Genomic DNA, 18156 nt, shown 5'->3' on the forward strand with positions numbered 1-18156 from the left:
CCTTCGGGTCCCATGATGCGCTTTCTCGTCGCTCCCTTCGTCTTCTACGTAGTCGCCCTGGCGCTCGGGCTGGCGCTGCGCTTCTTCTTCGTGGCGCCCTTCGCCGGGATCGACTTCGGCAACGCGGTCCACGCCCACTCGCACACGCTCTACTTCGGCTGGGTGGGCCTCGGGATCTTCGCCCTCGCCTTCCGCCGCGTCGGCGCCAGCGACCGCCTCGCCGGTGGCATCCTCCACGCCATCGCCGTCGTCTCGGCGGCGACCTTCGTCGCCTTCCTCCACTCCGGCTACGCGCTCCCCGGCATCGTCGTCTCCACCATCGCCCTCCTCGTCTGGGCCGCTGCGGTGGTCGTCTTCTGGCGCAGGGCCCGTGGGCAGCAGGGGATCGATCTCGCCTTCCTCCGCGCCGGCATGTTCTACGTCCTCCTCGCCACCGCCGGCGCGTGGGCCCGGGTGGTGATCCTCGCCCTCGGCATCTCCGATCCGCTGCCGGGCAAGCTCGCGGTCTTCGCCTTCCTCCACGACTTCGCCTGGTTCTTCGTCCTCTCGATCTTCGGGCTCCTCGCCTGGCTGGGGCCGCGGATCGACATCCGCCTCGACGAGCGGCTGCTCCGCCTCCAGCTCCGCCTCACCATCCCCTTCGCCTGGCTCACCTTCCCGCTGGGCGTCCCCGGTGGCGGCGAGGGCGTGCTCGGCCTGGTGGCGAAGATCGCCGCGCTGGCACTCCTCGTCCCGGCAGCGATCGGCTGCTTCAACCTCTGGCGCGCCTCGCCCAGGACCCGCTGGCTCGCCTTCTGGTTCGGCCTCCAGGCGGCGATGGAAGGGGCCGGCGCCCTGGGCCTCGCCGAGGCGGCGCTCCAGTCCCGGCACCTCGCCATCCTCTACCTCCACGTGCTGCTGGTCGGCTTCGTCAGCCTCGGGCTGGCGATGCTCCTCCTCGCCGCCAGGGGCAGGGTCGCTGCCCTCGCCACCTCCCTCCACAACCTGGGCCTCGCCACCATGGGCGCGGGCCTGGCCCTGGCCGGCGGGGGCATCGTCGGCCTCGGCGCCCTCGCGCTGCCGGGCCTCTGGCTCGCCACCGCCGGCGGCGCCGGCATTGCCCTCGCCGGCGTCGCCTTCCTCGCTGCCGCCCTCCGCCCCGAGCCGCTGCCCCTCCCCGCTACCGCGTGAGGGACTGTCCCCCCCGCCGCCGCTGGGGCAGGATGGGGCCGACCGCCGGCAGCGCCGGCGCTTCGGAGGGGAGATGCAGCAGCTCGTCGTCGCCATCCTCGTTTTCGTCCTCGCCGCCTGCTCCGGCAGCGACGGGGAGAAGGGCGGGACCGCAGGGAGCGGCGCCGGGAGGCTGGAGCTGGTCTCCGGCGCCCTGCCCGACGACGGCCTCGACGCCCTCGTCGAGTTCGGCAGGGTCACCCTGGGCACCAGGCGCAGCAGGACCCTCGTCCTCCGCAACGCCGGCAGGAAGGCGGTGGTGGTGGAGCCGCCGCGGCTCACCGGCCTCTTCTCCGCCGACCTCGTCGCCCCCGCCACGGTGGAGGCTGGCGAGAGCCTCGAGCTGACCTTCTTCGCCGACGTCGCCGCCGAGGGGCGGAGCGAGGCGGTGGCGCGGCTCGCCTGGGAGGGCGGCAGGATCGACCTGCGCCTGCGGGCCGAGGGCGTGGCCTGCAGGGCCGCGGTCTCCCCCTCCACCCTCGATTTTGGCGCGCTGCAGGCTGAGCGCACCTGGGTGCGGCACGTCACCGTGGAGAACGTCGGGGAGGGGCTCTGCGCCCTCGAGGCGGCGGAGGTGAGCGGCGCGCCTTTCGCCGTCTCCCTCCCGCCGAGCACCCTCCTGCCCGGGGCGAAGCTCTCGGTGCCGGTGGAGTTCACGCCGGCGGACGCGGATCCGACCACCGGGACGCTCGAGTTGCGGATCGCCGGCAGCGCCCACCAGGTCGAGCTGCGCGGCAGCGGCATCGTCAACTGCGTCTCGGTCGAACCGGAGGCGATCGAATTCGACACCCAGTCGCTCTGCGACGCGGGGCAGGAGCGCGTGCTCAGCATCCGCAACGATTGCGGCCACGACCTCACGGTCGGATTCTTCGCCCTCCAGCAGGAGAGCTTCGCCTTTGGTGCCAGCCGCCTGCCGGAGCAGGGGACCGTCCTCGAAGCAGGGGGCACGGAGGAGGCGCGCATCGTCGCCTGGGCCGGGTCGCCGGGGCGCTACGAGGGGACGTTGCAGCTCTCCTTCGACGAGGGCTTCCTTCTCGAGGTGCCCCTTGGCCTCGAAGTGTCGGAAGCCGACATGGAGACGCGGATCGAGACGTTCCTGCCGATGGTGCCGCAGGCTATCGACGTGCTGGTGGTGGTGGACGACACCACCGCGATGGCGCCCCACCGAGGCAAACTCGCGACCCTCGCCGACCGGATCCTCGAGCGTCTCGACGGCCACGATTTCCACATCGGCGTCACCACCGTCTCCTCGTCCAGCGCCCCCGGCTGCGAGAACGCCGCCGACGGCAGGCTGCTCCCGTTCGACGGTAGCGGGCCGCGGATCATCGAGCGGGAGACGCCCGATGCGCCTGCGTCCCTCGCGGCGCTGCTCGCGCAGGAGAGCTGCCAGGATCCCGCCGCCGCCACCGGCCTCGCCAACGCCTGGCGTGCCCTCGACGAGCTGGCGGAGATGGCCGACGATCCCGTGCACCCGGAGCCGAACGACGGCAACGCGGGCTTCCTCCGGGACGGCTCCTACCTCCTCGTCTTTTTCGTCGGCGCCAGCGGCGACGTCTCCCCGGATGCTGCCGCGACCTGGGGGGACCGCTTCGCCAGCCTGCGGCCGAGCGCGCGGGCCCTCGAGGACGTCTCGGTGCAGACCTGGACGCTGCTTCCCGATTGGTGCGAGGACGCCGTCGCGGATCCCGCCACCGAGGTGGCGGCGCGCTTCGGCGGGAGCACGTGGCCGCTCTGCGCCGCCACGCTCGATCGGCCGACGCCGCCGCCGGTGGCGCCGGTGCCCTCCACCTGGAACCTCTCGGCCTGGCCCGCGGACACCGACGGTGACGGGCAGATCCGCTGGTCCTCCGGCGAGATCGCGGTGGCCCTCGACGGCGAGGAGATCGAGCCGCAGGCGGAGGACGGCACGCCGGTGTGGAGCTTCGAGGCCAACTTCGTTCCCTCGGTGGTCTTCCACCGGGGCCACCGGCCCCATGGCGGAGAAGTTCTCACCATTACCTACAAGCAACAGTGCGGATTCAGGGCTGTAGCTGGACAAGCAGGCGAGCTGCGGTGATTCTCCCTTCCCTTCGGGAGGGACATCGATGCGCGTGTTCGGGATCGGCCTCGTCGCCGGTGGATTGCTGCTGGGGTTTGCCGCTTGCGGAAGCGAGCCCGCCGATGAGCCTGCGGGCCAGCAGCCCTGTGTCGGCACCGAGAGCTGCACCTGCACGGACGGCAGCACCGGGACGCGGAGCTGCACCGATGGCAGCTGGTCCGCGTGTGCATGCGAGAGCGGCACCGGTGGCACCGGCGGCGGTGCGGGCGGTACCGGCGGCGTCGGCGGTAGCGGCGGCGTGGGCGGCACCGGCGGCACGGCGGGCGCCGGCGGCAGCGGCGGCGCCGGTGGAGCGGGCGGTTCCGCAGGCAGCGGTGGCGCCGGTGGCAGCACGCCGGAGCCCGTCTGCGCGCAGGTCCCCGATTGCGAGTTCGACGTCGAGGGCGACATCGACGAGATCTGCACCCTCGACGGGTGCGTAGACGCCGGTGTGCGCGGCGGCGGCGGCACGATCGAGCGTGGCGAGATCAAGGTCTTCGGCCAGAGCAACCCGGTGACGATGCCGGTGTCGAGCATCAAGTCGTACGCGATCCGCGTCTACCACCCGATCACCAACACCGGCGAGCTTCTCGACTGCGAGACGATCCTCGCGGCGCCCGATCGCTACGACGGCAGCTGGAACGTCCTGCGCCGCTCGACCGGTGACGTGCCCACGCCCAACGAGCAGATCCCCGCACAGGCCCGCTCCATCCCCGTGAATGACGAGTCGACGCCGCTCCTCGCCGAGCTCGCCTTCTTCGGCGGCAGGCGCGACACCAGCGGCGAGCCGCAGGGCAGCGTCATCGCCGTGGGCTGCGCCGACGGGATCCGCGTGGTGCCCGGTCCCTTCGTCAACGACGAGGACCACGTCTACGCCACCACGATGCAGGCGCCCTGACGCCGGCCCGGCGGACGCCCCCGACTGGCGGCTGATCAACCGCTGCCGCCTGCCTACCCTCCGGGGAGCAGGAGGCAGTGGTGCGGCGCGCTCTCTTTCCGATCCTGGCGGCCCTGGCGGCGACCCCTCTCGAGGCGGTGGCGCAGGTGCCCACCGTCGAGCCCTGGTACCAGCGCGAGGATCGCGGTGTCGAGGCACAGGCGCTGGTCGGGGTGCTGGTCTACCCCGGCGCCGCCAGTGATTTCCTCGGGACGGGCCTCGCCTACGGCGTGGTGGTGAGCATCGAGCCCTGGCACCTCTGGGCGTTCGAGCTCTCCTACCAGGGTGCCCTCTACGAGACGGTCTCGATCGACTCGCCCGTGGATCTCTCGGTCTTCGAGAACGGCGGGCAGGCCGCGCTCAAATTCAGCCCCAGGCTGGAGCGCTTCGAGCCCTACGCGCTGGCAGGCTTCGGCATCACCGCGGTCGACGTGGTGGAGGAGGCCAACGTGCGCAGCGCGGTCGCCGACGACACGCTGCTGCTGCTGCCCATCGCCCTCGGGCTCGACTACCACTTCTCCAGCGCGGAGGACGAGGATCCCGGCGAGGCGCACCTGATGGTGGGCGCCCGCGCTGCGTGGAATTTCGTCTTCGACAACGACCTGGTGCCGGTGAGCGCCCGTGGCGCCGACCGGCTGATCTTCAGCGCGCTCTTCGGGGCGCAATTCTGAAACGCCGCAGGCGCGGCGCAGGGGGATCCGGATGGCGACGAGGGACGTGGCACAGCGGTTCATCGAGGCGTTGCACCGGCTGGAAGGGCAGGGCGACGTCGAGCCGCTGGTCGAGATCTTTTCGGACGACTGCACCTTGAGCAACGCCGCTTCGCACCACCTCTTCCGCGGACGGGACGACGTCCGGCGCTTCTGGCGGGAGTACCGCGGGAGCTTCAGCGAGATCCGCTCGAACTTCCGCAACCGAATCGAGTCGGAGGGCCGCGTCGCGCTGGAGTGGCGCGCCGAGGGGACCTCGCCGGACGGCAGCACCTTCGCCTACGACGGGGTGAGCATCCTCGAGTTCGACGGCGATCGGGTGAAGCGCTTCCACGCCTATTTCGACCCGCGGCACCTCGGGCACCAGCTCTACGGCAGGCACGCGTAACGCCAGCGTCGCAGCGCACGAGAGCGGCCCGCCACCGGTGGCTGGGCCGCCCTCGATCCTGCATCGGGATTCGATCAGAGCTCGGTGGTGTCGCCGCTCTCCGGCGCCGAGGGCGCGCTCGGCGTCGGCTCCGCCGGCGAGGGGCGCGAGGGGCTCGGCGTGATCGGCGCCGGCTCGCTCGGCGGCTCCTCGCCCTGCAGGCCCCCCTCACCGCCGGGGGCGGAAGGCTGCTCCTGGCCGGGGGCAGCCTGCGGCTCCTCTGGCACCACCTCGACCACCAGCGCCACCAGGTCGTCACCCATGGGCAGAAGCGCCGCCCGCACCAGCTGGCCCTCCTTCACGTCGGCCTGCTTCACGTCCTTCTCGCCCTGGATGAAGCGGGTCTCCTCGTGGAGGCTCAAGGGCAGATCCACCGGCGCCCCAGGGGCGGTGAGGGTCATCTGCTCCTTGCCGACGCTTTTGACGAAGCCCTGCACGAGGATCGGCTCGAGGGGTTCCTGCTGCTCGGCCTCGCTCCCCTGCGGCGCCGTCGGCGCCTGCTGATCCGGCGACTTCTGCTGGGCCTGGGGCTGCTGGCCCGGCTTCGCCTGCTGCTCCACCGCGCCGGCGCTCCCGGCGACCAGAACCGCTGCCGCCGCCACGACGCCCATCCATTTCCGTCCCATGTGAGTCTCCTCCGATGTGGTGCGCCGCAGCGCCGGATTCCCACAACGTGAGGACGTCGCTTCCCGATGGCCTGCCGAACGGGTCGCTATCCGAGCGGGGCAGCAGGCACCGCCTCCCGCCGGCGACACCCGAGGATCAGGCCCCCGAGGCCGAAGAGGACGGCGATCAGGGCGACCAGCCCGCCGAGGACCGGAACGGCGAAGAGCACGACGAGGACGAGCAGGCCGACGAGCAGCCGGATCGGCCAGGCCCACGCCTGCCTGCCCGTCCGCCCGGCGATCCACCTGCCGATCGCCCGGGCTGCCAGCGGCACCGCGAGGGCGAGGGCGATCAGGTAGAGGGCCAAGAGGATGAGGCCGATCCACCACCCGCCGACGAGGAGGCCGAGGCCGAAGACGAGCGCTGCAGCGAGCGGCGCGAGGAGGAGCGCACCGATGCCGGTGAGGGCGGTCTTGCCCGGGCGCTCGAGCTGCAGCGCTGCGGCGCGCTCGCTCCACCGCGGCGCCGCGAGGGTGAAGAGCGCGCCGAGCACCCACATGCCCACCAGGACGCGGAGGAGGAAGAAGGCGACGGCGACGGGCCCCGGCTCCTTCGCCACCGGCTCGCTGCGGATCACCTCGCCCTCGATCCGGGCGTCGGGGGAGATGCGTGCCTCCGCGTCCTCGGGGACGACGAGATCGCCGGCGATGGAGACGGGGCCCACCTCGAGCTCGGCCACCGTCGCCTTCACGTCGCCGCCGATGTCGCCGCCGAGGCTCGCCTCGCCGGCAGCGAGCCAGGCCCGCCGCGCCACCGGGGCGGCGAGCCGGATCTCGCTCGCAGCAGCGAGGAGATCCCTGCCGATCCGCGCCGCGGGGGCGAGGTCGATCTCGTTGGCGGCGACCACCACGTCGGCGCCAACGGGTGCGTGGAGGTTGAGCTCGCTGGAGGCGGCCCGGATGGTGCGGCCGACCTGCCCACGGACCTCGAGCGTTCCCGCTGCAGCGAGCAGATCGCCCTCGACCGTGCCTTCGACGATCACCTCGCCGCCGGCGACGACGAGATCGCCCTTGATCGTGCCGGCGATCCGCACCTGGCCCCCCGCCACGTAGAGGTCGTCGTCGATCACCCGGTCCGCCGGGACGAAGACCTGATCGCCGCCGAGCAGCTCCGCCGCCAGGGCGGGGAGGGGAAGGAGCAGGAGGGCGAGCCATGCCAGATGCCTCATGCACGGCACCATGCATCGGCTCGGCGCTGGGCGCTGCCGCCCGGCAGGGGCAGCGACCCCCTCGCATCGATCGCCTGCCTGGGCTACAGACGCCCACGTACGTCCGGTGGAGGAGCTGGCAGTGGGGCGCAAGGCGGGACTCGAAGGGCTGTTGTCGACCTACCTCGAGGCCGAGATCGAGGCGGAGCGGAAGGCGGAGCGGGTGCTCCACGCCCGGTCGGTGGCGGAGCTCGTCGCAGGCGGCGACGCGGCCTGGGCCGAGGTGCTCCGCTGCGAAGGCGGTGAGGTCGACCTGAAGCTCGCGGGGCCCGCCCGGGTGCGGGACGGCGATCACCTCCGGGTGGTGCCCGCCGGCAAGGGGGAGACCCTGGCCGAGCTGGCGAAGGCGGCGAAGGGCCGGATGGCGAAGGGCCCCCTGCGCTGCAGGCGGCGGGAGAAGGAGAAGCTCCAGCTCGTCGGCAACCTCGAGGTGGAGGCAGGCGAGCGGGTGCTCGTCCTCGACCCCGCCCCGCACCTCGAGCCCCACGAGGCGCTGGTCGACGCCGCCGGCAAGATGGGCCGGAGCAGCGCGGTGGCGGCCCTCGCCGGGGCGCATCCGAAGCCCTTCGCCCCGCAGTGGCTCCCGCAGGCGGAGGTGCTCTCCGCGCTGGCCACGCCGCGCAAGGGCGTGCACGTGGTGCAGGGGCCGCCGGGCTCCGGCAAGACCTGGCTCATCGCCGAGCTCGCCCTGCGGCGGCAGCGCAAGGGGCAGTCGGTGCTGGTGGTGGCCTTCACCCACCGGGCGCTGCAGCAGGTGGCGGAGGCGATGCTCGCGGCGAAGGGCCGCGGCGATCCGGCGCCGCTCTACCGCGAGCGTTTCCCCGAGGCGGTGCCCCGCGGCTGCAGGCACCGGGCGGATCTGCCCCGGGGCGAGGGGCTCCGCAAGAACACGCTGCTCGTCACCGCCGCCAAGGTGGCGGCGAGCTGGCGCCGCGAGCCGCCCGGCGGGTGGGACGTGGTGATCGTTGACGAAGCCTCGCAGCTCGCGCTCCCCTCGATCCTCGCTGCGGTGGGGCTCGCCGACGAGGCGATCGTGGTGGGCGATCCGCAGCAGCTGCCGCCGGTGGCCCGTGCCGAGGAAGCGGTCGACCATCCGGCAGCGGACGGATTGCGCTGGGTCGCCGAACGTGCGGGGGCGGGCTACGCGATCCGCGAGACCCGCCGCATGAACGCACCGCTCGCGGCCTTCGCCTCCCGGGCCTTCTACGGCGGCAGGATGGAGGCGGTGCCAGCCGCTGCAGGTGGAAACGCCGATCGCTTCCTGCCGCTCGCAGGCTGGCCCTTCGCCGCAGCCGTGGCGCCGGATGCAGGGGCGCAGCTGGTCCTGCACGGCGGCACGCCGGAGGAGGAGGCCCGCCTCGCAGCGGCGCTGCTCGCGGCGCTCGATGGCCACCTCGGCGGCGTCGATCCCCACAGCGGCAGGGCGCTCACCTACGCGGTGGCCACGCCCCGGCGCGATCACGTCGCCCGCCTCCAGGAGGCCTTCTTCCGGGATCCGGCGCTGGCCCGGCGGATCACCGCCGAGACGGTGGAGCGGCTCCAGGGGACCACCGCCTCCGTCTGCCTCTACGCCACCGGCGAGCCTTTGCCCACGCCCACCGGGCCGGGCCGGGACCTCGGCTGGACCCTCTCGGCCCGGCGCCTCAACGTGGCCCTCACCCGCGGCCGCTACCTGGCGCTGGTGCTGGCGACGAAGCCGTGGGCGGAGCGGGCCGCCTCCGAGGCCAACCCCGATCCCGTCTCCCGGGCCGCCTTCGGCAGGCTCCTCGCAGGGGCGAAGGTCCTCGGGCCCGTGGCCGGCGTGCCGGCGCCGCGGGCAGCTGCGGCGAACCCCTTCACCCCGGCCAACCTCGCCCGCCTCACCTGCAACATCCCCAGAGGCTCGGTGGCCACCTTCGGGACCCTAGCCCGGTGGGCCGGGGATCCGGGCCGGGCGAAGGACGTCTTCCCCCTGCTCCTCGAGGCGAAGCGCCGCGGCCACGAGGTCTACGAGCACCGGGTGGTGAAGCGCGACGGCAGCCTGCACCCCGTGCAGGCGGAGAAGCTCCGCCGCGAGGGGGTCGATCCTGCGGCGCTGCGCTTCGTGACCTGATCTTCCGGTCTGTGCAGGCGATCGTGTATCCTCCCGGAATCCCTCCACTTTGCCGGTTCTTCGGCGTGGCGTGTCCAAGAGGATGAATGAACGCTACCGCGATCGAAGCGCTCTATCGGAAATACGGCCCGGCGGTCCTGCGCCGCGCCCGGGCGATCCTGCGTGACGAGCAGGCCGCCCGCGACGTGATGCAGGAGGTCTTCATCCAGGCGATCCAGGAGGGTGGGGCTTTTCGGGGAGACGCGTCGCCGATGACGTGGATCTACCGGATCACCACCAACCTCTGTCTCAACCGGATCCGGGACGAAGGCCGCAGGGCCGAGCTCCTCGCCGAGAACTACGTCGTCGACGAGGAGCCGGTCCGTCCGGCCACCGCCGAGCAGAAGGTCACCCTCGCCGCGATCCTGCGGCAGGTGCCCGACGAGCTCCGCGAGATCGCGGTCTATTACTACGTGGACCAGATGAGCCACGACGAGATCGCCCAGCTGGTGAAGACCTCGCGTCGCACCGTGGGCAATCGACTCGATGAGTTCCGGAAGGTGGCTCGTGCTGCTGCAGAGCCCAGGTTGGAGGTGGCGTCGTGAATGTCGAGGACTTCGTGATCGGCAAGGATGAGGGCTGCGTTTCCGATCTCACCCTCGATCGCTTCCTCGCAGGGGAGCTCGAGGAGACGCCGGAGGGCATGCAGGTGCAGGCGCACCTCGCCACCTGCAGCCGGTGCGCTGGCAGGAAGGCTTCCTTCGAGGCGGACGCCGAGCGCTTCGACGAGGAGATCTTCGTGCAGGGCCTCGCGGCGCAGGCCGCCCGCAAGGCGAAGGCGCCCGCACGGCGGATCCCCTTCGCCTCGATCATGGGCGCGGTGGCTGCCGCTGCGGCGGTGGTGCTGGTGGTGGTGCTCCCGAAGAACGAGGAGATGGGCTACCGCAGCAAGGGCGGCGGCGCCCTGGAGCTCATCGCCCGCACCCAGGACGGCAACGTGGAGCGGGTGCTCCCCGGCGATCCGCTGGCGCCCGGCGACGCGATCCGCTTCGAGGTGAGCGCGCCCGAGGAGGCCTGGGTGGCGATCGTCGGCGTCGACAGCGCGCAGGTGGTCACGCCCTACGTGCAGGGGGCCTCGCTTCCCGCCGGCGAGCAGGTGCTGCCGGGCAGCATCGTCCTCGACGAGACCCTGGGCGCCGAGCGGATCGTCGCGGTCTTCTGCGACGGCCCCGTCGCCACCGAGAAGCTCGTCGACGCCGGTAAGCGCGCCCTCGCCGCTGCAGGCGGGGATCCGGCGGCGGTGGTCGATCTCGCGGTGCCGGATTGCAGGCAGTCCTCGGTGCTGATCCGGAAGGTGGAGCGTCGATGAGACTCGTCGTCCTCCTGCTCCTCGTCTTCGCCGCGCTGCCCGCTTCGGCGGCGCGTCGCTTCGCCCTGGTGATCGGCGCCAACGCCGGCGAGCCCAACGAGGTCCGCCTCCGCTACGCCGAGTCCGACGCGGAGCGCATGGCCCGCATCCTCCGCGACGTCGGCGGCTTCGAGGCCTCCGACGTGCTCCTCCTCACCCAGGTGGACGCGGAGAACGTGCGGCGCGCGCTCATCGGCCTGAACGCCCGCGTCCGCGCCGAGCGCGGCGAGGCGCTCCTCTTCGTCTACTACTCGGGCCACGGCAGCGCCGATGCGCTCCACCTCGCCGGCAGCCGCTTCGACATGAGCGAGCTCAAGGAGCTCGTCTCGGGCTCACCGGCGAAGCAGCGGGTGCTGGTGATCGACGCCTGCCGCTCCGGCGCCATCACCCGGATCAAGGGCGGCCACGCTGCGCCCGGTTTCCAGATCGCCTTCGACAAGGCCTCCGCGGCGGAGGGTGTGGCGATCCTCACCTCGAGCGCCGCCGGTGAGGATTCGCAGGAGTCCGACGAGTACGGCGCCTCGATTTTCACCCACTACCTCGCCTCCGCGCTCCTCGGCGCCGCGGACCACGACGGCGACGGCAAGGTCACGCTGGCGGAGGCCTTCTCCTACGCCTCCGAGCGCACCCTGGTCGCCTCAGCCTCCACCGTGGCGGGGCCGCAGCACCCGACCTACCGCTTCGATCTCGGCGGGCGCGACGACCTGGTGCTCACCAGGCCCGCCCACGCCGACAGGGCGGTGGGGCTGCTCACTTTCCCGGAAGCAGGTTCCTACCTGGTGAGCCAGGGCGGGCAACACGGCGCCGTCGTCGCCGAGGTGACCACCGAGGCCCGCGGCGCCAGGCTCGCGCTGCGACCCGGCTCCTATTTCGTGACGAAACGCGCCCGCGACCACCTGATGCAGGGCGAGGTCCGGGTGAAGCAGGCGACCTCCACGACCCTGAAGCTCGAGAGCCTGCGCCGCATCGACTACGCGCAGGTGGTGCGCAAGGGCGGCACCGATCGCGGGGCGGCGTGGAGCACCTTCGCCCACGGCGGCGTGCGCGGCGCGATCTTCGATCTGGGCACGAGCACCTACGGCGGCGTGGGCTTCCGCCTCGACGTGCCCTTCCTCACCGTGGAGACGCGCTTCGGCTACGGCACCTCGAGCACGCGCAGCGAGCGGCTGGAGATCGACACCCGGGAGCTGCGCCTCTCGATGGCGGGCCTGCGCGCCTTCGACTTCGGCCTCGCCACCGTGGGCGTCGGCGTGGAGGCGGGGATCGATCGCTTCGACCAGCGCTTCCACGAGGCGCAGACGCCGGACCGCGGCACCTGGGGCGCCGACGTCGGGCCGGTGCTGGCGCTGGAGGTGCCGCTGGGCGGCTCCTTCTTCCTGCGCGGCGACGGCGCGCTCCTCACCTACTTCCTGCCCGGCGAGACGCCGGTGAGCTGGCGCGCCGGCGCCGGCATCGGGAGCTTCCTGTGAAAGCGATCCGTGTTTCCGCGCTGCTTGCGCTCGCGCTCGCCGCCTGTGGCGACCCGCTCGCCAGCGGCGATTACGCCGGTGAGCCGCTGATCGAGCTCCGCGGGCAGATCATCGGCGATGCAGGCACCTCGAAGATCCTGCGGCCGCATCTCGGCGTGGTGTGGATCGATCCGATGAGCTGGGAGTTCAACGCGGTGACCTCCCTCTCGCCGATCACCGAGGCACGGTTCCCCGGAGACTTCACCACCAGTCTCTTCGAGCCGCCGCCCGCCGATGCCTTCATCGAGCTCGGCGGGGCTCGTTATGCGGTCGGGCTCGCGATCGTCGTGGACGACGTGAACGGCGATGGGAAGTTCGCCGTCGAGCAGCAACTCGACAGCGCCGGTCGGATCGGTATCGAGCCACCGGACCTGATGTTCGGCGTAAATCTCTGGGAACCGCTGCTCTACGGGGCGGGGCAGATCGAGCCGGCGTGCTCGTCCTGGGTCTTCGGAGGCGGGCGGCTCCCGAGCGGCTTCCGTCTCGGCCGGTACCAGGGGTGCAGCCATCTCTTCGACGTGCTCCCCGCCGATACCGCGATGTCGATCCGGCTCTTTCCGCCATCGAGTCGCTGGCCTTCGTCCTGGGAGGAGGAAGAGGGATCGGAACCCATCAGCTGCGAATATTGCGTCGACCCGAGCGCACCGCTCTGCGCTTTCGGCGAGTTGCAGTACGAATGCGCAGCGCGCGAATGCCAGGACGAGGACGCTGCCTTCTTCACCTGCACCTCCGAGCATTGCGGCTGGGACATGGAGGACTACGACGCCTGTGTGGATGAACACTGCGGCGAGGTGTTCCGGGCGTGGACGAGCTGCCAGACGGGAACCTGCGGCATGGGCGCAATCTGCGAGGGACTCGGCGACTGACTTGCTGACGTACCAGCAGCCTGGACCCCTCGAAGCCCCCTGTGCGATTCGTCGCGCAGGGGGCTTTCGCTCGTGCGGGCGGCCGCGATCGTTTTGCGCGGGACCGCTTGCCCGCTTTTCGAGGCCGCGTGTCCAAGCAGTGCAACACAGACGGCGCAAGGTTGCGCCGAGGGAGGGTTGCACAGATGAAGTCGTTTGCATGGAAGACGATGGCGGCGCTGGGGGCGATGGCGCTGGCAGCGTGCGGCAGCGAAAACGATGGGACCCAGCCGTCCGGCGAGCCGGTGGCGGAGCTCCAGGGTGAAGTGCGGGGCAGCGTGGGCAACGGCACCCGGCTGCAGAACCCGAGCGTGGCCCTGGTGTGGGCCCGCTTCGACGATCCGAACCAGCAGCCGGTCTTCGCCACCGAGGTCGCGGCGCTGCCGGGGAACGACCCCTCGTCGTTCTCCCTCCCGGTCTTCTCCAACCCGCCGGCGGCGATGCTCGAGGATTGGGACGTGGACTACGACGGCAACGCCGACCTGCGGCTCGCCTTCGGCAGCGTCTTCGCCTTCGAGGACGTGAACGGCGACGGCGCCGTCGCGCTCCACGATACCGGCGTCGACGCCCCCGACCGCGTCTTCGGCGTCAGCTGGGAGCACCAGCTCCTCTACGTCGACACGATCTACAACCAGGCCGCCCTGGGCCAGATTGTCTCCAACCCGCAGGAGGTCGTCGCCGGCCAGCTCCTCCTCGCCGAGTACGACATCTGCAGCTTCGGGCCTGCAGCCATCGTCCCCTTCAGCACGCCGGTGGTGCTCTGGACCTTCACCCCGACCTCCGACGTCTCGGAGGCCGACCTGCCCCTCGACGAGCTCGAGTGCAGCGGCGAGATCCCCGGCATGGGCGGCGTCTGTGGCGACGACCCGGGGAGCGAGGCCTGCGCGGCCTGCATGGACCGTGCGTTCAGCACCTGCTCGGCAGGCTGCGACGTGCAGACCGCAGCGTTCGAGAGCTGCATGACCACCAACGGTTGTGATCGGGATCCGACCGGCAGCTGCATCGAGACCCACTGCTCCGCCGAGGCGGACGCCGTCTACCAGTGCATCGGCGGCTGCAGCGCCTACGACGAGTGCTACACCGACGCCGCCGAATGATCGGCTGAGGTGGGCCTCCGCCGTCATCCGGCGGCGGAGGCCCTTCGGCATCGCAGGTGCAGCTTTCCTGCACCGCCCCCCTTGGCGGCAGGTGGGCCTTCCGGCCAGAATCGTCCCATGCCCAACTTCCGCTCCCCCCGGTTCCTGCCGCTGGTCGTGTGCCTTCTCGCTGCTTGCGGCGGCTCGGATGAAGAAGAGAAGCAGGACCTCTGCGCCGGCGTCGTCTGCGGCGGCGGCTCCACCTGCCAGCCGGACTCCGGCATGTGCCTCTGCGGCGAGGTGCTCTGCGACAGCGTCGGCACCACCTGCGACCCTGTGGCGGGCGCCTGCAGACCGACGCTGGAGAACCGCTGCACGCCCGGCACCTCCTTCGTCCCCGGCAGCGCCAGCTTCCGCGAGGTCGGCCTCGAGCGCGGCCTTGAAGGTGTTCTCGGCACGCGCATCTCCGCCGCCGACATCGACGGCGACGGCTTCCTCGATCTCTCGGTGCGCAAGGTGGGCCTCGCCTCCGACGACTTCGCCGAGGGCGGTGCCCGTGCCACGTGGCTGCTGCGCAACAAGGGCGACGGCAGCTTCGAGGACGTGACCCGGGCCTCGGGGCTGGTGACGCCGCGGCAGGGCGGCGAGCTGGGCAGGCCCGGCGAGATCGTCGTCTTCGCCGACGTGGACAACGACGGCGATCTCGACGCCTTCACCGGCATCTCCAACGGCGATCCCGCGGCGCTCCACCCAGAGAGCACCGAGATCCTGCTCAACGACGGCAGCGGCACCTTCTCCCTCGGCCCCGCCGAGAACGCGGTGCGCAGGGAGGGCGAGGCGGCAGCCCGCTCCGGGGCCGCCTTCGTCGACATCGATCGCGACGGCATCGTCGATCTCTGGGTGGGCAACGGCTCCTCCGGCGGCGAGCCGCAGCAGGACCAGCTCTACCGCGGCAACGGCGACGGCACCTTCGCCGAGATCACCGAAGAGATGGGGCTGCGCACCAGGCCCTGGAGCAACGCCACCGTGCTCAACGAGGCCCGCGGCCACAGCAACGCCTGGTCGGTGGCTGCCTGCGATTTGAACGACGACGGCAGGTCCGAGCTCCTTGCCGCCTCCTACGGCCGCGCCCCCAACCATCTCTGGCTCGCTGGCGAGGTGGCCTACACCAACCATTCGATCGCCTCGGGCTACGCCTTCGACGATCGGCAGGACTGGACCGACAATGAGTCGGCGCGCTGCTGGTGCCAGTTCCATCCCAGCGACCCGGGCTGCAGCGGCGTCCCCGAGCCCGAGAAGATCGCCTGCACCACCGACCAGGGGCTGCGCTGGAACCACACCTACGACCGCGAGCTCTTCCGCCTCGGCGGCAACTCCGGAACCACCGTCTGCGCCGACGTGAACAACGACGGCAAGATGGATCTGCTCACCACCGAGATCGTGCACTGGGACGTGGGCAGCTCGAGCGATCCGAGCGAGCTCCTCTTCGGCGACGGCGCCGCCGAGGTGAAGTTCACGCGCCCGGGCAACGAGGCCACCGGCCTCCTGCGTGATCACACGAGCCGCGTCGACTGGAACGACGGCGACATGACCGCCGCCGTCTTCGACTTCGACAACGACGGCCGCCCCGACGTCTACATCGGCTCGAGCGACTACGGCGGCACCCGCGGCCTGCTCTTCCGCCAGAACGAGGCCGGCACCTTCGACCTGGTGACGCCTGCCGACGGCATCGACAGCAAGGCGAGCCACGGCATCGCGGTGGGCGACTTCGACCGCGACGGCGACCTCGACGTGGTCGTCGGCCACTCCCGCAGCCGCTGCGACGATCAGTGCTACGAGACCGCCAACGTCCGCTACTTCGAAAACCTGCTCGGCCAGGACGGCAACTGGATCCAGCTCCGCCTCGAAGGCGGCGAGGGCACCAACCGCTCCGCCATCGGCGCCCGCGTCGAGGTCCGCGCCGGCGACGTCGTCCAGACCCAGGAGATCGGCGGCGGCCACGGCCACTACGGCATCCAGCACGACCTGGCCCTCCACTTCGGCCTCGCCGACGCCTGTGAGGCCGAGGTGACCATCACCTGGCCTGACGCGGCCCGCACCCAGCAGCGATTCACCGTGCAGAGCGGCTACCGCTACCACGTGGCGCAGGGCGCCCAGCCGCAGGCGGAGTAGGAAAACAGCGCCGCTGGCCAACGACGGCCGCGAAGGACGAACACAACGCCGTGCACGCTTCCCCCGTGCACGGCGTTTCCTTCTTCGGGCTTCAGCCCCCGCCGAGAAGAACGGCGAAAAACCCAGCAAAAACTGCCCGAATTGGTGACTCGGCCGGGGTCTATCTGCGGCTCGACCGCTGTGAGAATCTATGCCCAATCGACCGTGGGGGCGGAAGATGGGTTCCAGGCACAGCAGAGGAAAGAAGGGCCAGTTGCCGCTGCCGCTGAAGAAGCGCTTCGGTCACGGCGGCGAGCGAAAGCGGGCAGGGCGGAAGCGGATCGCGCCGCTGCCGCAGGTGAAGCACCGCACCCGCCCGCAGCTCGGCGACGACCATCCCGTGCTGGTCACCTGGCGGGTGCTCGACCACGTCTGGAACATGCGCAGCAAGCGCGGTTTCCGGCGCCTGCTGCGCGCCTTCCGCCCCGCCGTCGAGCGCTTCGGCGCGCGCATCACCCACTTCTCGGTGCAGGGCAACCACCTGCACCTCATCGTCGAGGCGAGCGGCGCGCCCGCCCTCTCCACCGCGATGCAGGGACTCGGCGTACGGATCGCCCGGGGCCTCAACAAGCTGATGGGCCGCGCCGGGAAGGTCTTCGCCGATCGTTTTCACGCGCATGCACTCGGCTCACCCACCGAGGCACGCAACGCCATCGACTACGTTCTGGGCAACGCACGCATCCATGCGGAGCGGCAGGGGCGCAGCACCGCCCCAGGCCCCGACCGATTCGCCGCGTCCCACTTGCAGCTGGCCGACGACGCCGCGTGGTGGCGGACCTTCGACGACGGCAGCCCGCCCGTCACCAAGCCGAAGAGCTGGCTCCTCGAGCAGGGCTGGCGCCGTGCGAAACCTCGCCGCGGCGTGCCGGCATTCGCGTTCCCGGCATAGCGAGCGCAGCTCCGCGACGGGGCAACCCGGTCGAATGCGTCGCGCGACGGATACGGAGCAATCATCGAGCAGCGGCGTCGTTGCCGAGGGCGGCGTCGAGCCACTGGACGAAGGGTGCCAGCACCTTGAACCGAGCGGCCACTTCCGGCACGAGCTCGTTGCTCGTCGCCACCTCGAGTGGCAGCGACGTGGCGAAGTAGAACTGCTTGTGCTTGAGCAGCTCGGCCGCAGGGTGGTCGGCATCGAAGCCCTTCGGCACCCGCACGAGCTTCTCGCCCTGCATTGGCCCGAAGAGATCCTGCAGCTTCTTGCCCCCGATCAGCTTGCGGAACGCCGCCGGCTTCGCAGCGATCGCTGCCCGGATCCGCGCGAGTTGCTCGGGGCCGGGCATGTAGACGCCCCCGAGCAAATCTGCGCCGGTCGTCGTCACGCGGAAGAAGTAGCCCGCCGCCTCCTGCTTCTCCTTCCCCTGGCACGGGAAGATCGCAGCGGCCTCCGTCTTGTACGGCGACTTGTCCGCGCTGAAGCGCGTGTCCCGGTGGATGCGCGGCATGGCCTTCTTCGGCGGCGTCACGTACGCCGGCGCAAACCCCTCCAGCTTGGCGTTCAGCGACTCCACGATGGCCGCCATCGGCAGCTTCACCGTGTTTTCGTACCGCGCCTTGTTGGCCTCGAAGAAGCGCTTGTCGTTCTTCTCGGTGAGCTCTTTGAGCAACTGCACGCCATCCGCGGGAAACATGGCCACCTCGGCTCCAGGCCTCCGACACCGGTCGGGGGAGGGAACCGATTCAACCATGCCGTGCCGCTATCCGGCCACGCGTCACGACGCTGGCAGATTCGCGGATCCCTTGTACG

16 protein-coding genes are annotated in these 18156 nt (G+C 71.4%); 13 read left to right on the forward strand and 3 right to left on the reverse strand.

The features are described from left to right. Window positions 1-12 precede the first annotated feature (12 nt). The 5 genes from ACESMR_RS18645 to ACESMR_RS18665 all read left to right on the forward strand — a co-directional run bounded on the left by ACESMR_RS18645 (window position 13) and on the right by ACESMR_RS18665 (window position 5321). Window positions 13-1170, forward strand: a complete 1158-nt coding sequence (locus ACESMR_RS18645) for a hypothetical protein (protein WP_373048620.1) — start codon at window positions 13-15, stop codon at window positions 1168-1170. Between the two features lie 73 nt (window positions 1171-1243). Next, window positions 1244-3265 carry a choice-of-anchor D domain-containing protein gene (locus tag ACESMR_RS18650; protein ID WP_373048621.1) on the forward strand — a complete coding sequence of 674 codons (2022 nt, stop codon included), beginning with the start codon at window positions 1244-1246 and terminating at the stop codon, window positions 3263-3265. Window positions 3266-3293: 28 nt separating this feature from the next. Next, window positions 3294-4184: a hypothetical protein gene (locus ACESMR_RS18655; protein ID WP_373048622.1), complete on the forward strand. Its 891-nt coding sequence runs from the start codon at window positions 3294-3296 to the stop codon at window positions 4182-4184. Between the two features lie 80 nt (window positions 4185-4264). Next, entirely contained in the window at window positions 4265-4894 is a 630-nt protein-coding gene (locus ACESMR_RS18660) for a hypothetical protein (protein WP_373048623.1), read from the forward strand. Window positions 4895-4925: 31 nt separating this feature from the next. Beyond that, window positions 4926-5321 (forward strand): nuclear transport factor 2 family protein, encoded by a 396-nt coding sequence (locus ACESMR_RS18665; protein ID WP_373048624.1) that lies wholly within the window; start codon window positions 4926-4928, stop codon window positions 5319-5321. A gap of 74 nt (window positions 5322-5395) precedes the next feature. Here the strand turns inward: ACESMR_RS18665 and ACESMR_RS18670 are convergent, their stop codons facing one another. Continuing rightward, a complete protein-coding gene (locus tag ACESMR_RS18670) occupies window positions 5396-5986 on the reverse strand; it encodes a hypothetical protein (protein WP_373048625.1) in 591 nt (196 codons plus the stop codon). Between the two features lie 86 nt (window positions 5987-6072). After that, a complete protein-coding gene (locus tag ACESMR_RS18675; RefSeq protein ID WP_373048626.1) occupies window positions 6073-7194 on the reverse strand; it encodes a hypothetical protein in 1122 nt (373 codons plus the stop codon). Between the two features lie 106 nt (window positions 7195-7300). Here ACESMR_RS18675 and ACESMR_RS18680 point away from each other — a divergent pair, with 106 nt between their 5' ends. The 8 genes from ACESMR_RS18680 (at window position 7301) to ACESMR_RS18715 (ending at window position 17301) form a co-directional block, all read left to right on the forward strand. Further along, window positions 7301-9325, forward strand: coding sequence for an AAA family ATPase (locus ACESMR_RS18680; protein ID WP_373048627.1), 2025 nt, complete (start codon window positions 7301-7303; stop codon window positions 9323-9325). 86 nt (window positions 9326-9411) lie between these two features. Next, complete coding sequence (locus ACESMR_RS18685; protein ID WP_373048628.1) at window positions 9412-9909, forward strand: RNA polymerase sigma factor; 498 nt, start codon at window positions 9412-9414, stop codon at window positions 9907-9909. After that, complete coding sequence (locus ACESMR_RS18690) at window positions 9906-10673, forward strand: hypothetical protein (RefSeq protein ID WP_373048629.1); 768 nt, start codon at window positions 9906-9908, stop codon at window positions 10671-10673. The genes ACESMR_RS18685 and ACESMR_RS18690 overlap by 4 nt, the downstream gene beginning before the upstream one ends. Continuing rightward, on the forward strand, window positions 10670-12181 hold the full coding sequence (locus ACESMR_RS18695; protein WP_373048630.1) for a caspase domain-containing protein: 1512 nt from the start codon (window positions 10670-10672) through the stop codon (window positions 12179-12181). Before ACESMR_RS18690 ends, ACESMR_RS18695 begins: the two co-directional genes overlap by 4 nt. Next, window positions 12178-13086, forward strand: coding sequence for a hypothetical protein (locus ACESMR_RS18700; protein ID WP_373048631.1), 909 nt, complete (start codon window positions 12178-12180; stop codon window positions 13084-13086). The genes ACESMR_RS18695 and ACESMR_RS18700 overlap by 4 nt, the downstream gene beginning before the upstream one ends. A 185-nt stretch (window positions 13087-13271) precedes the next feature. Next, the gene (locus tag ACESMR_RS18705; protein ID WP_373048632.1) at window positions 13272-14222 is read left to right on the forward strand and encodes a hypothetical protein; all 951 of its coding nucleotides are present in this window, start codon (window positions 13272-13274) and stop codon (window positions 14220-14222) included. A gap of 117 nt (window positions 14223-14339) precedes the next feature. Next, window positions 14340-16373, forward strand: coding sequence for a CRTAC1 family protein (locus tag ACESMR_RS18710; RefSeq protein ID WP_373048633.1), 2034 nt, complete (start codon window positions 14340-14342; stop codon window positions 16371-16373). Window positions 16374-16590: 217 nt separating this feature from the next. After that, window positions 16591-17301, forward strand: a complete 711-nt coding sequence (locus ACESMR_RS18715) for a transposase (protein WP_373048634.1) — start codon at window positions 16591-16593, stop codon at window positions 17299-17301. A 61-nt stretch (window positions 17302-17362) separates the two neighbouring features. On the opposite strand, the gene ACESMR_RS18720 is transcribed toward ACESMR_RS18715, so the two are convergent. Then, a complete protein-coding gene (locus ACESMR_RS18720) occupies window positions 17363-18040 on the reverse strand; it encodes a DUF2461 domain-containing protein (protein ID WP_373048635.1) in 678 nt (225 codons plus the stop codon). Window positions 18041-18156 lie beyond the last annotated feature (116 nt).

The organism is Vulgatibacter sp., from assembly GCF_041687135.1.
Lineage (GTDB): Bacteria > Myxococcota > Myxococcia > Myxococcales > Vulgatibacteraceae > JAWLCN01.